Source organism: Microbacterium sp. (assembly GCF_048259935.1).
In the GTDB taxonomy this organism is placed as follows: Bacteria; Actinomycetota; Actinomycetes; order Actinomycetales; family Microbacteriaceae; genus Microbacterium.
In genome coordinates this window covers 127,115-140,366 of sequence record NZ_JBLXHF010000006.1, presented here as the reverse complement: position 1 = coordinate 140,366, position 13,252 = coordinate 127,115, and the positions used below count along the sequence as shown (strand labels likewise).

Here is a 13,252-nt window from a genome sequence, read left to right as displayed (position 1 = left end):
CGCGGATGCAGTGATCTCACGCGACCGTTATCGGTTTGTGAGAAGAACGTTCGCTGCGCGTAACAGGGTGCGCCCACTCAGCGAAACACTGCGCTCATAGCGTCTGGTCAATCGTTACCGGTGGGAGGCACTGTGAGCACGCAGAGGATTGTCGTAGTGGGAGCGGGCATGGTCGCGCACCGCTTCGTGGAGAGCCTGGTCAGCTGCGCGGACGAAGACACGCAGATCACCGTGATCGGCGAGGAGCGCCGTCTGCCGTATGACCGCGTCGGCCTCACCAGCTACTTCTCGGGTGTGACCCCGAGCGAACTGACGCTCGCACGGGAGCCCTTGGACGACGAACGGGTCACGATGATGCTCGGAGACCGGGGCGTACGGATCGATCGGTCCGCCAGAACCGTGATCACCCAGTCAAAAGCGGTCGTCGCCTATGACGAGCTGGTGCTCGCCACCGGATCCTATGCAGCGCGCGTCGCGGTGGACGGCGCCGACCTGCCCGGATGCTTCGTCTATCGGACTCTTGACGACGTGCAAGCCGTGCGTGACTTCGTGCAGCGGCGAACCAGTCAGCTCGGTCGAGCTCTGCGCGGAGCGGTGATCGGTGGGGGACTGCTCGGGCTGGAGGCTGCTGGAGCCCTGCAGAGCCTCGACGTCGACACGACCGTGGTGCAGTCGTCAGACCGTCTCATGTCCGCTCAGCTGGACGGCGGTGGCAGCGAGATGCTGCGCCGGCTGATCGAGTCTCGGGGCATCACCGCACGCACCGACTCGCGAACCACGCGGCTCGATCCGGATGCATCCGGATGCGTCGGTGCAATCCAATTCCAAGACGGCAGCATGCACGCCGCAGACATCGTCATCTTCACCGTCGGCGTGCGCCCGCGGGATGAACTCGCACGTGCGGCTCAGCTCCGCGTGGACCCGCGAGGAGGCGTGCTGATCGATGACCGGTGCCGCACAAGCGATCCGTTCATCAGCGCCATCGGCGAGGTGGCCAGCTTCGATGGACGAAGCGTCGGACTCGTGGCTCCCGGGTACGCGATGGCCGAGATTGCGGCCACCCGGCTCACCGGCGGCGACGCAGCGTTCGCCGGCTACGACGAGTCGACCAAGCTGAAGCTGTCCGGCGTGGACGTTGCGAGCTTCGGTGATGCCTTCGCGCGCACGGCCGGCGCGCTCGATGTCGTGTACGCAGACCCTGTCGCAGGCGTCTATAAGAAACTCGTGCTCTCGGACGACGCACAGACGCTCTTGGGTGGCATGTTCGTCGGGGATACGAGCGCCTACGGCGAGTTGCGGCCCCTGATCGGAGCGCGGCTGGGGGCGGATCCTGTTGCCTACCTCTTGCCTTCCGAAGGAGTCGAAGCGCCCGGCAGTGCGCTTGCAGACGAGGCGGTCGTGTGCTCCTGCGCGAATGTCACCGCAGGGCGCATCAGGCAGGCGGTGCATGACGATGGCTGCACCGATGCGGCAGGCGTGAAGGCGTGCACCAGGGCGGGGGCGACCTGCGGCTCGTGCGTGCTGATGGTGAAGAAGATCGTCAGCCAGGAGCTCACGAGCCTCGGCCAGACGGTCTCGGATGCACTCTGCGAGCACTTCGATATGTCGAGGCGCCAGCTCTTCGACGCGGTGCGGGTGTCGGAGCTGGGCACTTTCAGCGCCATCATCGAGCGCTTCGGGCGCGGCCGCGGCTGTGACATCTGCAAGCCCGCGCTGGCGAGCATCCTGTCGGTTCTTGTCGGTGCCCACGTGCTGGACGGTGAGAACGCCGCCCTGCAGGACACCAATGATCATGTGATGGCGAACCTGCAGAAGGACGGCACGTATTCGGTCGTTCCGCGGATGCCAGGGGGCGAAGTGACTCCCGCCGGTCTCATGGTGATCGGGCAGGTCGCTGAGGACTTCGGGCTCTATACGAAGCTCACCGGCGGTCAGCGCATCGACATGTTCGGCGCCCGTCTGGAGCAGCTGCCGTTGATCTGGCAGCGCCTGGTGGACGCGGGCTTCGAATCCGGCCATGCCTACGGCAAGTCGCTGCGCACCGTGAAGTCCTGTGTGGGATCGACCTGGTGCCGCTTCGGCGTCCTCGACTCGGTCGGGATGGCCGTCACGCTCGAGCTTCGCTATCGGGGCCTTCGCGCCCCGCACAAGCTGAAGATCGGGGTATCCGGTTGTGCGCGGGAGTGCGCCGAGGCGCGTTCGAAAGACGTCGGGGTCATCGCCACAGAGACCGGATGGAACATGTACGTCGGCGGCAACGGTGGCTTCTCGCCTCGTCACGCAGAGCTGCTCGCGTCAGACCTCACCGATGACGAGCTGATCACCGCGATCGACCGGTTCTTCATGTATTACATCCGCACCGCTGATCGTCTGCAGCGCACAGCGCCCTGGTGCGAAGATCTCGAGAGAGGACTCGACGGACTGCGCGCGGTGATCTTCGATGACAGCCTCGGCATCTGCGCGGATCTGGATGCGGCGATGGCTCGCCATGTGAGCGGCTACGAGGACGAATGGGCAGCAACGCTCCGGGATCCGGACAAGCTCGCCCGTTTCCACTCCTTCATCAATGCCGAAGACACCCCGGACCCGTCACTGCGATACGTTGCGACGCGCGGTCAGGTTCGTCCGGCATCGCAGTCAGAGCGCCATGACTCCGGCGTGCTCATCGCCGGCACGACTCTGGAGGTGCTCCGATGAGCGCGGTTCTCGCCCCCGCCCTGGTGCGCGTGTGCAGCATCGGCGACCTCACCGCCGAACGAGGCAGTGCGGCGCTGATCGGCGACGAGCAGGTTGCACTGTTCCTGCTGCGAGACGGCAGCGTGCACGCGGTGTCGAATCTCGACCCGTTCAGCGACGCGAACGTCATCTCTCGCGGCATCGTGGGCACGCGCAAAGACGCGCCCACCGTCGCATCGCCCATGCACAAGCAGGTATTCGATCTGCGCACCGGTGCGTGCGTCGAGACGCAGGGGAAGCCTCAGGCCGATCTTCAGGTCTGGCAGGTGCATCTCGAGGATGGCGATGTGCACCTCGTCCTGCCGGCTTCCACCGCTCGAGAGGAACACTGAGATGACCATGCTCCTGGGACTTTCGCTCACCGGTCGACAGGTGCTCTTCGTCGGCGGAGGAGGCGTCACCGCGCGCAGACTGATCCGGTTCCTCGGTGAAGGCGCTCTCATTCGCGTCGTCGCACCGCGTCTTGCGCCGGAGACCGCCGCGATCATCCGTGAGAACGACCTCGAGTGGCTCGAACGCGACTTCGCGCCGAACGATGTGGTCGACGCATGGCTGGTCCACACCGCCACCGGAGACAGCGCCGTCGATCGTGCGGTGGTGGTCGCGTGTGATGAGCGCAGAGCGCTGTGCATCAACGCCTCCGACGGTGCACGCGGCAGCGCACGCATGACGGCGCAGACGGCGTCCGGCGATGTCGTCGTCGGCGTGGCGAGTGATGTGGGCATCGACCCGCAACGAGCTGTCGGAGTGCGCGATGCGATCGATGCGATGTTGGTGTCGGGACGCATTCCGCTGCGGCGGCGCCGCAAGAGCGCCTCGGGCCGGGTCGATCTCATCGGCGGCGGGCCTGGCCCGATCGACCTCATGACCGTGCGCGCGCGTCGCCTGCTCGCAGAGGCCGACGTCGTGGTCGCTGATCGTCTCGGTCCGACTGCGGAAGTACTCGCAGAACTCGACCCGGATGTGCTCGTGATCGACGTCGGCAAGCGCCCAGATCATCATCCGGTGCCGCAGGAGCAGATCAACGCGCTCCTGGTGTCCCACGCGAGTGCGGGGCGCCGCGTCGTCCGGCTCAAGGGCGGAGATCCCTTCGTCTACGGGCGTGGCGGTGAAGAAGTCCTCGCATGCCGTCGCGCGGGCGTGGCCGTAGACGTGACGCCCGGCACTTCCAGCGCGATCTCGGTGCCGCAGGCTGCGGGAATCCCGGTCACCCACCGCGGCACGGCATCCGGAATGCACCTCGTACATGGTCAGGGCGAGGTATCGGCCACGACTCTGCGTGCGCTTGCCGATCCCGAGGTGACGACGGTCATGCTGATGGGGGTGGGGGTGCTTCCGAAGGTGGTGCGCGCCGCGCGCGGCCAGGGGATCAGCTGCGATCTTCCCATCGCGATCGTCGAGAACGGGCACACTGCCCAGCAGCGCACCACGCACACCACACTCGGTGAGGTGCTCGACGATGTGGCAGCCGTCGGTGTGCGCAACCCCGCCGTGATCGTGTTCGGAGAGGTTGCGAGGGCAGGCCTGCTGATCCCTGAACCGCAGCTGAATGAGACCGCTCGGTGAGTCCGGTGCAACACCTTGATCTGGCTCTCGCCGGCTGCACGATCGTCGTGGTGGCCGACCGACGTGCGGGGGACCTCGCCAGCGCCCTGGAGCGTCATGGCGCCACCGCGTATCGCGCACCGGCGCTGAGCATCGTGCCGAACGCAGATGACGAGGAGTTGATGCGCCGCACGGCAGAGGTGATCGCCGATCCACCGGACATCATCGTCGTCACCACTGGAGTCGGGTTTCGCGGCTGGATGGATGCTGCTGATGAGCACGGACTGGCCGAGGACCTGCATGCGGCACTCAGCCATACGCTGTTCATCGCACGCGGTCCGAAAGCACACGGCGCAATTCAGCAGGCGGGTTTCGTCGCGGACTGGGTCGCTGAGACGGAGACGGCTGCGGAAGTGGGCGAGTACCTGCTCACGATGTCGATTGCAGGCATGCGCATCGCCGTGCAGCACCATGGCTCGGGCGCAAACGGGCTCGATGCTCTGCTGACTTCTCGCGGTGCCGATGTGACAACTCTCGTCGTCTATCGCTGGGGGCCGCCTCCGGACCGTCGGGTCGTCGACCGATCCGTTGCTCAAGCGGTTTCGGGGGAGGTGGACGGCGTGCTGTTCACCTCCGCACCCGGCGCCGCGGCGTGGCTGCGTGTGGCAGAGGAACTCTCGGCGTCGGCAGCGATCCGCGACCGTGCCGTGCGCGGGCGGTTGCTGCTGGGTGCAGTCGGGCCGATCACCGCCACGGTCCTGGAAGACGCGGGGCTTCGCACGACCGTCGCCGATCGCGGACGACTCGGATCGCTCGCACGCTGCGCGATCGGCTACTTCAGCGAGCAGGGAAGCGCGCCGTCCCTGCCCACTCGCGCGGGCCGAGTGTCCATGCGCAGCAGAGGCGTGGTGGTCGCGGGGACGTTCATTCCGCTTTCCCGCACCGCGGCCGGCGCCCTCAGTGCGCTCTTCGACGCCCGGGGCGGAGTGCTCTCCCGAGATGAGATCGCGGCCGCGTCCGTGCGCGCTGGACGCGGTGCACACGCCGTTGAGATGGCCGTGGCGCGCCTGCGCGAATCACTGCGAGGCATCGACATCGTCCAGACCGTGGTCAAACGCGGATACCGACTCGCAGTGGAGGAGCCCAGATGACGACGCTCGTGGCGTGCTCTCACGGAACAGCAGACCCGTTCGGACAGGAGGCGGTGCGCTCGCTGGTCGATGCGGTGCGTGCGCTGCTTCCCGGCATGCGCGTGGCTCATGCAGTCGTCGATGTCGAGCAGCCGCGGCTCGAGCAGGTCCTGGCTCTCGAGGCCGCGAACGGCGATGTCGTCGTCGTTCCGCTGCTGCTCTCGGTGGGATACCACACCGCCATCGACATCAGTCGGGCGGTGGGCGCTCACCCGAACGTGCAGCAGACCGCGCCTCTGGGCACGCATCCGCTCATCACCGAGGTGCTCGTGGATCGACTTGTCGAGACGGTGGGAGCCTGGTGGAGGCACAGAGATCACGTCGTGCTCGCCGCGGCCGGTTCCAGTAACCCGGATGCTGCCCGCGAAGTCGAGATGGTCGCGGAGCTGCTGCAGGCTCGCATCCCCGTGCCGCTGACGGTGGGCTACGCCTCAGCATCCGTTCCCCGTGTCAGCGACGCTGTCGCTGCGGCCCGCACATCCGGAGCGGCACGAGTGATTGCGGCGAGCCATGTGCTCGCTCCGGGATTCTTCGCCGGGCTCGTCCGCGCGTCCGGCGCAGATCTTGTGACAGCTCCGCTCGGGCCAGACGCGCGCATCGCAGCCGTGATCGCAGAGCGTTTCAGCGAAGCATCCGCTCTCGTCTGAACAACCGCACACACGCGAATATCCCGGTGAGCGTCAATCTCACCGGGGCATTCGCGCTATCAGGTCACCTCACGCTGACCGGTTCACGCTCCGCGTCGTGCTTCGCGAGGGCAACGGTGGCCACGGGGGCTACCGGTTCTGCTGCCAGGTTCTTGAGCTTGGCGGACTTCCGAACGCGGCGGGCAGCGGGGCGGCCGTAGGTGATGAACAGCGGGAGGCCGACGAACAGCAGACCCCCGACGAGGTTTCCGAGCACAGTGGGGATCTCATTCCAGATCAGGTAGTCCATGATCGTGAAGTCCGCGCCCAGGAGCAGACCCGACGGGAACAGGAACATGTTGACGACCGAGTGCTCGAAGCCCATGTAGAAGAACAGCATGATCGGCAGCCACATTGCGACGATCTTGCTGATGACGTTGTCGGAGACCATCGAGAGGACGACACCGGTGGAGACGAGCCAGTTGCACATCACCCCGCGGATGAACAGCGTGAGCATCCCCGCAGCGCCGTGGTCAGCGTATCCGACGGTGCGTCCGTGCCCGATCTCGCTGATCGCTTCGCCGACGGCACTGGGGGCCGTGGAGAACCCGTACGTGAAGTAGATCGCCATCAGAACGGCGACGAGCAATGCGCCGCCGAAGTTGCCGAGGAAGACCAGTCCCCAGTTGCGCAGCATCGCGCCCACCGTCGCGCCTGGGCGACGATCGAGCACGGCGAGCGGCCCGAGGGTGAAGACGCCGGTGAGCAGGTCGTAGCCGAACAGGTAGAGGATGACGAAGCCGATCGGGAACAGCAGTGCACCGAGCAGCGGCTGCCCGGTCTGAGTGGAGACAGTCACGGCGAACGCCGCACCGATGGTCAGGAATGCGGCTGCCATGAACGAGCGGATCAGCGTGTCGCGTGTGGACAGCTGCATCTTGTAGGCGCCGGCGTCAACCATGCGGGTGACGAGTTCGGCGGGTTTGATGTAGGACACGGGCAACCTCCAGAGAGAACGGGCGAGTTCGGATGCTGAATGAGATTCAGCGTGACTCACCGGCGTTTCCGGCAGAGGCGTCTTGCGTTACAGCTGTGGAGCGAAGCGCTCACATACGCGCATCAGGAGTGTGAGATCTCGTCTATTCGGTCGGCGTCGTAACCGGGAACAGGTCCGCGAACGGGTTCTCGACGACCGCGGGAGTCGAAGCCTCGCTCGGCTCCGGCTCAGGGGCGGTCACAGCCGCGTGGACGGACTGGCTGACGATGGCACCCACGATGATCAGCCCTCCGATGACGGCAGCGATCGTGTTGTCACGTACTCGGCGGCTGATCTGGCCCTCATGCCACGAGGTCCGCGCTGCGTAAATCCGTGCGCGTTCGGCAGAGGCCTTCGAACGCTGGGCGTCCTTCGATCCACGACTCGCCATCATCATCCTTCCCACGGCGCGCGGGGTCCGCGCCACAGGTGAGCCTACCGGTGAGCGTTGTCCCCGGTGAGCATTAGCCTGGGTGTATGACCTCCGCTCCGCTGCTCTCGGGACAGACGCCCCTTGCCGTGCGGATGCGCCCCACCTCGCTCGACGAGGTGGCGGGCCAGCAGCACCTGCTGCGCGCGGGATCGCCCATTGTCGCGCTGGCAGATCCGGATGCCGCATCGCCCGGCGCCGTCTCGATCATCCTGTGGGGTCCGCCAGGCACCGGCAAGACCACTCTGGCGCAGGCAATTGCCCGGTCGTCGGGCCGACGCTTCGTCGAGCTCTCTGCGATCACGGCAGGAGTCAAGGACGTCCGTGAGGTGATGCAAGAAGCGATCACCCAGCGCGACCTGTATGGCCAGACCACGATTCTCTTCCTCGACGAGATCCACCGGTTCACCAAGGCCCAGCAGGATGCTCTTCTGCCAGGGGTGGAGAACGGTTGGGTCATCCTCATCGCGGCCACAACCGAGAACCCCTCGTTCTCTGTGATCTCGCCGCTGCTCTCGCGGTCTCTGCTTCTCACTCTTCAGCCTCTGACCGATGCCGATGTCGCACTTCTGATCGACCGCGCGACGACCGACGCACGTGGGCTCAACGGCAGCGTCTCCGTTGAAGACGGCGCGCGCGCGGCGCTCGTGCGCCTCGCTTCGGGTGACGCGCGCCGTGCGCTCACCGGTCTCGAAGCGGCCGCAGCAGTGGCAGTGTCGACGGCCGAAGAAGGCGCTGATGGCAGCGTCGTCACGGCCGACGACGTCGCACAGGCGGTTGATCGGGCGCTGCTGCGCTACGACCGTCAGGGCGATGAGCACTACGACGTGATCAGTGCGTTCATCAAGTCCATCCGCGGTTCAGATCCGGATGCCGCGCTGCACTACCTCGCCCGAATGATCGAAGCAGGGGAGGACCCGCGCTTCATCGCTCGGCGTCTGGTGATCTCCGCGGCAGAAGATATCGGTCTCGCTGACCCGCAAGGACTGGTCATCGCAACAGCGGCAGCCGACGCGGTCGCTTTCATCGGCATGCCCGAAGGACGCATCCCGCTCGCTGAAGCGACGGTCTACCTCGCGACCACAGCGAAATCCAACGCGGCCTATTCCGGGATCAACGCCGCGATCGCCGACGTTCGGGCGGGCAATTTCGGTCGGGTGCCGCTGCACCTTCGCGATGCCCACTACGCCGGGGCCAAGCGGCTCGGACACGGCAAGGGCTACAAGTATCCGCACGACGACGACCTCGGCATCGTCACTCAGCAGTACCTCCCCGACGAGCTGCAGGGCCGTCGCTACTACCAGCCCAAGGCACTGGGCGCAGAGCGCGAAGTCTCCGCTCGGCTCGAGCGCATTCGTCGGATCCTCGACGGTCGCTGACCCTGCAGCGGGCGCAGAAACCGCGTGTTACCCGGTCTGTTAGACTTGAGCGGCTCGAAACACAGTTTTCGGGCATCTCTACGTTCACACCCCACCTTCTGCGCGCCCCGGCGTGCGCGCATCAGGCAGAGCGTCGAGATACGTCCGTGAGACGTGAAAGACACGTCCACGTCATCGGAAGGAATACTTCGTGGTTACGAAGTCCCAGGACCGCCGCAAGGTGCGTCTCTCCCGCGCCCTCGGCATCGCCCTCACCCCGAAGGCTGCCCGCTACCTCGAGAAGCGTCCCTACGCTCCGGGTGAGCACGGCCGCACCAAGCGCAAGGCTGACAGCGACTACGCCGTCCGTCTCCGTGAGAAGCAGCGTCTGCGCGAGCAGTACGGCATCCGCGAGAAGCAGCTGCGCATCGCGTTCAACGAGGCACGTCGCGTCGACGGCCTGACCGGTGAGAACCTGGTCGAGCTGCTCGAAATGCGTCTGGACGCCCTCGTGCTCCGTTCGGGCTTCGCCCGGACCACGGCACAGGCTCGCCAGATGGTCGTGCACCGTCACATCATGGTCGACGGCCAGCTCGTCGACCGCCCGTCCTTCCGCGTGAAGCCGGGTCAGATCATCCACGTCAAGCCGCGCAGCGAGGGTACCGAGCCCTTCCAGGTGGCAGCAGCCGGCGGTCACGCCGAAGTGCTTCCCCCGGTTCCCGGCTACCTCGAGGTCGAGCTCGACAAGCTGCAGGCCCGTCTGGTTCGTCGTCCGAAGCGCGCTGAGGTCCCCGTGACCTGTGAAGTGCAGCTCGTCGTCGAGTACTACGCGGCTCGCTGATACAGCGTTTCATCAGAAGGGGCCGGGAGAGATCCCGGCGCCTTCTGCCGTTTCCGCCTACGATGGAAAGGCCGCGTGCCGCGGCCCGATGATGAGGATGACGACATGAAGAGCTTTCTGTGGTTCCTGATCGGCGTGATCGGCGGATTCGTCGCCGCGCACTTCATGAACAAGGACCCGCGAGGACACGACCTTCTCGCAGAGGTCGACGCGCGCATCACGGGTTTCACCGCGATCCTCTCGGACGCGTACCGTGAACAGGAAGCCCGTCTCATCGAGCTCCGCGAGAACTGATCACCTCCCGGATGCCGCATCCCGCGGAGCATCCGTCCGTCTGACACAAGGACAGCCGTACCCAAATGAAAACCGCGGAAATCGCGCAGCGCTATCTCTCCTACTTCGAGAAGAACGGTCACACCGTTGTGCCTTCGGCATCTCTCGTGAGCGATGACCCCACCGTCATGTTCACGATCGCCGGCATGGTGCCGTTCGTGCCGTACCTGCAGGGGCTGCTCCCTGCGCCGTTTCCTCGTGCGACCGACCTGCAGAAGTGCATCCGCACCAACGACATCGAAGAGGTCGGAAAGACCGCTCGCCACGGCACGTTCTTCCAGATGCTGGGCAACTGGTCCTTCGGCGACTATTTCAAAGAGGGCGCCATCAGCTACGCCTGGGAGCTGCTGACCTCATCCGAGGCCGATGGCGGCCTCGGCTTCGCCGAGAAGGACATCTGGGTCACCGTCTACGAGACCGATGATGAAGCAGCCGCTCTCTGGCAGAAGATCGCGGGCCTCCCCGCCGAGCGCATTCAGCGCATGGGCAAGGAAGACAACTACTGGCACACCGGTCAGCCCGGACCCGCTGGTCCCTGCTCCGAGATCTACATCGACCGCGGACCGGCTTACGGTCGCGACGGCGGACCCATCGTCGACGACAACCGCTTCACGGAGATCTGGAACCTGGTCTTCATGCAGGAGCTGCTCTCCGAGGTGCGCTCGAAGGTCGACTTCGACATCGCGGGACCCCTCCCGAAGAAGAACATCGATACCGGAATGGGTCTCGAGCGCGTCGCCATGTTCAAGCAGGGCGTCGAGAACATGTACGAGACCGACCAGGTTCGACCGGTTCTCGACCGCGCCATGGAGATTTCGGGCCGCAAGTACGGCGTCTCGCATGAGGACGATGTCCGCTTCCGCGTGATCGCAGATCACGTGCGGTCCTCTCTCATGCTGCTCTCTGACGGAGTCAAGCCGGCCAACGATGGCCGCGGGTACATCCTGCGCCGCCTCATGCGCCGCACAGTGCGCTCGATGCGCCTTCTCGGCGTGGACGCTCCCACGTTCCCTGAGCTGTTCGCCGCGTCGCGCGATGCGATGAAGGCGTCCTACCCTGTGCTCGAGACTGAGTGGGATCGTCTCTCGTCCCTGGCGGTCGCCGAGGAGGAGACCTTCCTCCGTACTCTCGCGCAGGGCTCGACCATTCTCGATCTCGCGCTCGGCGACACGAAGAAGGCCGGAACGCAGACGCTTGCCGGCTCTGAGGCGTTCCTGCTGCACGACACGTACGGCTTCCCGATCGACCTCACGCTCGAGATCGCCCAGGAGCAGGGGCTGAGCGTTGATCGCGGCGCGTTCGATGAGCTGATGACCGAGCAGCGCACCCGCGCGAAGGCGGATGCGAAGAGCCGTCGTCGCCAGCTCGCCGATGTCTCGGTGTACCGCGACTTCCGCGCACTCGGAGAGACCGCATTCGCCGGTTACACCGACCTCGAGGCCGAGTCCGGCGTTCTGGGCATTCTCATCGATGGGCACCCTGTCACCACAGCCTCCGAGGGCGACGTGGCCGAGATCATCCTCGCCGAGACTGCCCTCTACGCCGAGTCCGGTGGCCAGGTCGCTGACAAGGGCATGATCGTCGGCCCCGGGTTCGAGCTCGAAGTGCTCGACGTGCAGAAGCCGGTTCCCGGCCTGATCAGCCACACGGTCCAGGTCAGCACAGGAAGCGTCGCCGTCGATGATCGTGCGACGACGGTGGTCGACGCCGCCAACCGTCGCGCTGCGCGTCAGGCGCACTCTGCAACGCACCTGGTGCACGCGGCTCTCCGCGACACCCTCGGATCGAGCGCGACGCAGGCGGGTTCGCTGAACCGCGCGGGCTACATGCGGTTCGACTTCTCCTGGTCGCAGCCTCTTTCTGCAGACACGCGCACCGAGATCGAAGACATCACCAACCGCGCCGTCCAGGACGCTCTCGAGGTGACGACGCGCATCGTCTCCCTCGACGACGCCAGAGAAGCGGGCGCGATGGCGCTGTTCGGCGAGAAGTACGGCGATGTCGTGCGGATGGTCGACATCGGCGGACCATGGTCTCGCGAGCTGTGTGCCGGCACGCATGTCTCATCCAGTTCTGAGATCGGCATCGTCAGCCTGGTGGGGGAGTCCTCAGTGGGCGCATCCAACCGCCGCATCGAGGCGCTGGTGGGTCAGGACGCATTCCGCGAGCTGGCTGCAGAGCGCGCGATCGTCTCGCAGCTGACTTCCTCGCTGAAGACCCCTCGCGAGCAGCTGCCGGAACGCATCGCCGAGATCGCCGCGAATCTGAAGGCCGCCGAGAAGCGCATTGCGCAGTTCGAGGCGAAGGAGCGCGAGGGTCGGGTCCCGGCAATCGCCGAGGCGGCCCAGCGCGTGGGTGCATACCGTGTCGCTGCGGTGTCGGTGGGTGAAGTCTCATCCGGCGACGACGTTCGCGGTCTCGCGCTGAGCGTGCGCGAGCGCCTCGGCGCCGACGCTGCGGTCGTCGCGCTCGGCGGTATCGCGGGAGGACGGCCGATCGTCGTCGTCGCGACCAACGAGGCTGCCCGTGCAGCCGGTGCCAAGGCGGGTGTGCTCGCCAAGCGCGCAGCCTCCGTGCTGGGTGGCGGTGGCGGCGGGCGTGACGACGTTGCCCAGGGCGGCGGTACGGATGCGGCATCCCTTGGCGCCGCACTCGAGGCGATCACGACCGACCTGCGCAGCGCGTGACTGGTTTTCGCCGGGGGGTCCGTCTCGGTGTCGATGTCGGTAAAGCCCGCGTCGGCATCTCGCGGTGCGACCCCGACGGGATGCTCGCGGTCCCCGTCGAGACGGTGCCGCGTTCGGATGCTTCGCTCGCGCGCATCGCAGAGATCGCGAGCGAGTACGAGCCGCTGGAGTTCGTCGTCGGTCTGCCGGTGAACATGCAGGGCGCGGAAACGCCGTCCACGGCGGATGCCCGCGAGTTCGCAGCGGCGCTGCAGGAGCTGACATCGATCCCGGTACGGCTGATGGACGAGCGTCTGAGCACGGTGTCCGCACACGCCGCACTGCGATCATCTGGCAGAACACAGCGAAATTCTCGTAGCATTGTCGATCAGGTCGCCGCGGTGGTTCTGCTGCAGCACGCGATCGACACGGAGAAGAGCACCGGCAGCCCGGCAGGTGTTCTGGTTCCGCGAGCTGAGGAGCCCATCTGA

At 66.1% G+C, this 13,252-nt stretch carries 12 protein-coding genes; 10 read left to right on the top strand and 2 right to left on the bottom strand.

Annotated elements, in window-relative coordinates; genetic code table 11:
• The first annotated feature begins 168 nt into the window (after positions 1–168).
• The 5 genes from nirB to ACN0RC_RS11810 are packed head-to-tail and all read left to right on the top strand — an operon-like array spanning position 169 to position 6,118.
• Positions 169–2,697: a nitrite reductase large subunit NirB gene (gene nirB / locus ACN0RC_RS11830; protein WP_417512103.1), complete on the top strand. Its 2,529-nt coding sequence runs from the start codon at positions 169–171 to the stop codon at positions 2,695–2,697.
• On the top strand, positions 2,694–3,068 hold the full coding sequence (nirD, locus tag ACN0RC_RS11825; RefSeq protein WP_417511946.1) for a nitrite reductase small subunit NirD: 375 nt from the start codon (positions 2,694–2,696) through the stop codon (positions 3,066–3,068). Before nirB ends, nirD begins: the two co-directional genes overlap by 4 nt.
• A 1-nt stretch (position 3,069) precedes the next feature.
• Positions 3,070–4,302 carry a uroporphyrinogen-III C-methyltransferase gene (gene cobA / locus ACN0RC_RS11820; protein WP_417511944.1) on the top strand — a complete coding sequence of 411 codons (1,233 nt, stop codon included), beginning with the start codon at positions 3,070–3,072 and terminating at the stop codon, positions 4,300–4,302.
• Positions 4,299–5,432 carry a uroporphyrinogen-III synthase gene (locus tag ACN0RC_RS11815; protein ID WP_417511942.1) on the top strand — a complete coding sequence of 378 codons (1,134 nt, stop codon included), beginning with the start codon at positions 4,299–4,301 and terminating at the stop codon, positions 5,430–5,432. Before cobA ends, ACN0RC_RS11815 begins: the two co-directional genes overlap by 4 nt.
• Entirely contained in the window at positions 5,429–6,118 is a 690-nt protein-coding gene (locus ACN0RC_RS11810) for a sirohydrochlorin chelatase (protein WP_417511940.1), read from the top strand. Before ACN0RC_RS11815 ends, ACN0RC_RS11810 begins: the two co-directional genes overlap by 4 nt.
• A 64-nt stretch (positions 6,119–6,182) precedes the next feature.
• Here the strand turns inward: ACN0RC_RS11810 and ACN0RC_RS11805 are convergent, their stop codons facing one another.
• Both ACN0RC_RS11805 and ACN0RC_RS11800 read right to left on the bottom strand, forming a co-directional pair.
• The gene (locus tag ACN0RC_RS11805) at positions 6,183–7,094 is read right to left on the bottom strand and encodes a formate/nitrite transporter family protein (protein WP_417511938.1); all 912 of its coding nucleotides are present in this window, start codon (positions 7,092–7,094) and stop codon (positions 6,183–6,185) included.
• A 142-nt stretch (positions 7,095–7,236) separates the two neighbouring features.
• Complete coding sequence (locus ACN0RC_RS11800) at positions 7,237–7,524, bottom strand: hypothetical protein (RefSeq protein ID WP_417511936.1); 288 nt, start codon at positions 7,522–7,524, stop codon at positions 7,237–7,239.
• A gap of 86 nt (positions 7,525–7,610) precedes the next feature.
• Between ACN0RC_RS11800 and ACN0RC_RS11795 the strand changes: the two genes are divergently transcribed.
• The 5 genes from ACN0RC_RS11795 (at position 7,611) to ruvX (ending at position 13,252) form a co-directional block, all read left to right on the top strand.
• A complete protein-coding gene (locus ACN0RC_RS11795; RefSeq protein ID WP_417511934.1) occupies positions 7,611–8,942 on the top strand; it encodes a replication-associated recombination protein A in 1,332 nt (443 codons plus the stop codon).
• Between the two features lie 190 nt (positions 8,943–9,132).
• Positions 9,133–9,762: a 30S ribosomal protein S4 gene (gene rpsD, locus ACN0RC_RS11790; RefSeq protein WP_417511932.1), complete on the top strand. Its 630-nt coding sequence runs from the start codon at positions 9,133–9,135 to the stop codon at positions 9,760–9,762.
• Between the two features lie 105 nt (positions 9,763–9,867).
• Positions 9,868–10,056, top strand: a complete 189-nt coding sequence (locus tag ACN0RC_RS11785; RefSeq protein ID WP_417511930.1) for a hypothetical protein — start codon at positions 9,868–9,870, stop codon at positions 10,054–10,056.
• Between the two features lie 65 nt (positions 10,057–10,121).
• Complete coding sequence (gene alaS / locus ACN0RC_RS11780) at positions 10,122–12,782, top strand: alanine--tRNA ligase (protein WP_417511929.1); 2,661 nt, start codon at positions 10,122–10,124, stop codon at positions 12,780–12,782.
• Positions 12,779–13,252 carry a Holliday junction resolvase RuvX gene (gene ruvX / locus ACN0RC_RS11775; protein WP_417511927.1) on the top strand — a complete coding sequence of 158 codons (474 nt, stop codon included), beginning with the start codon at positions 12,779–12,781 and terminating at the stop codon, positions 13,250–13,252. Before alaS ends, ruvX begins: the two co-directional genes overlap by 4 nt.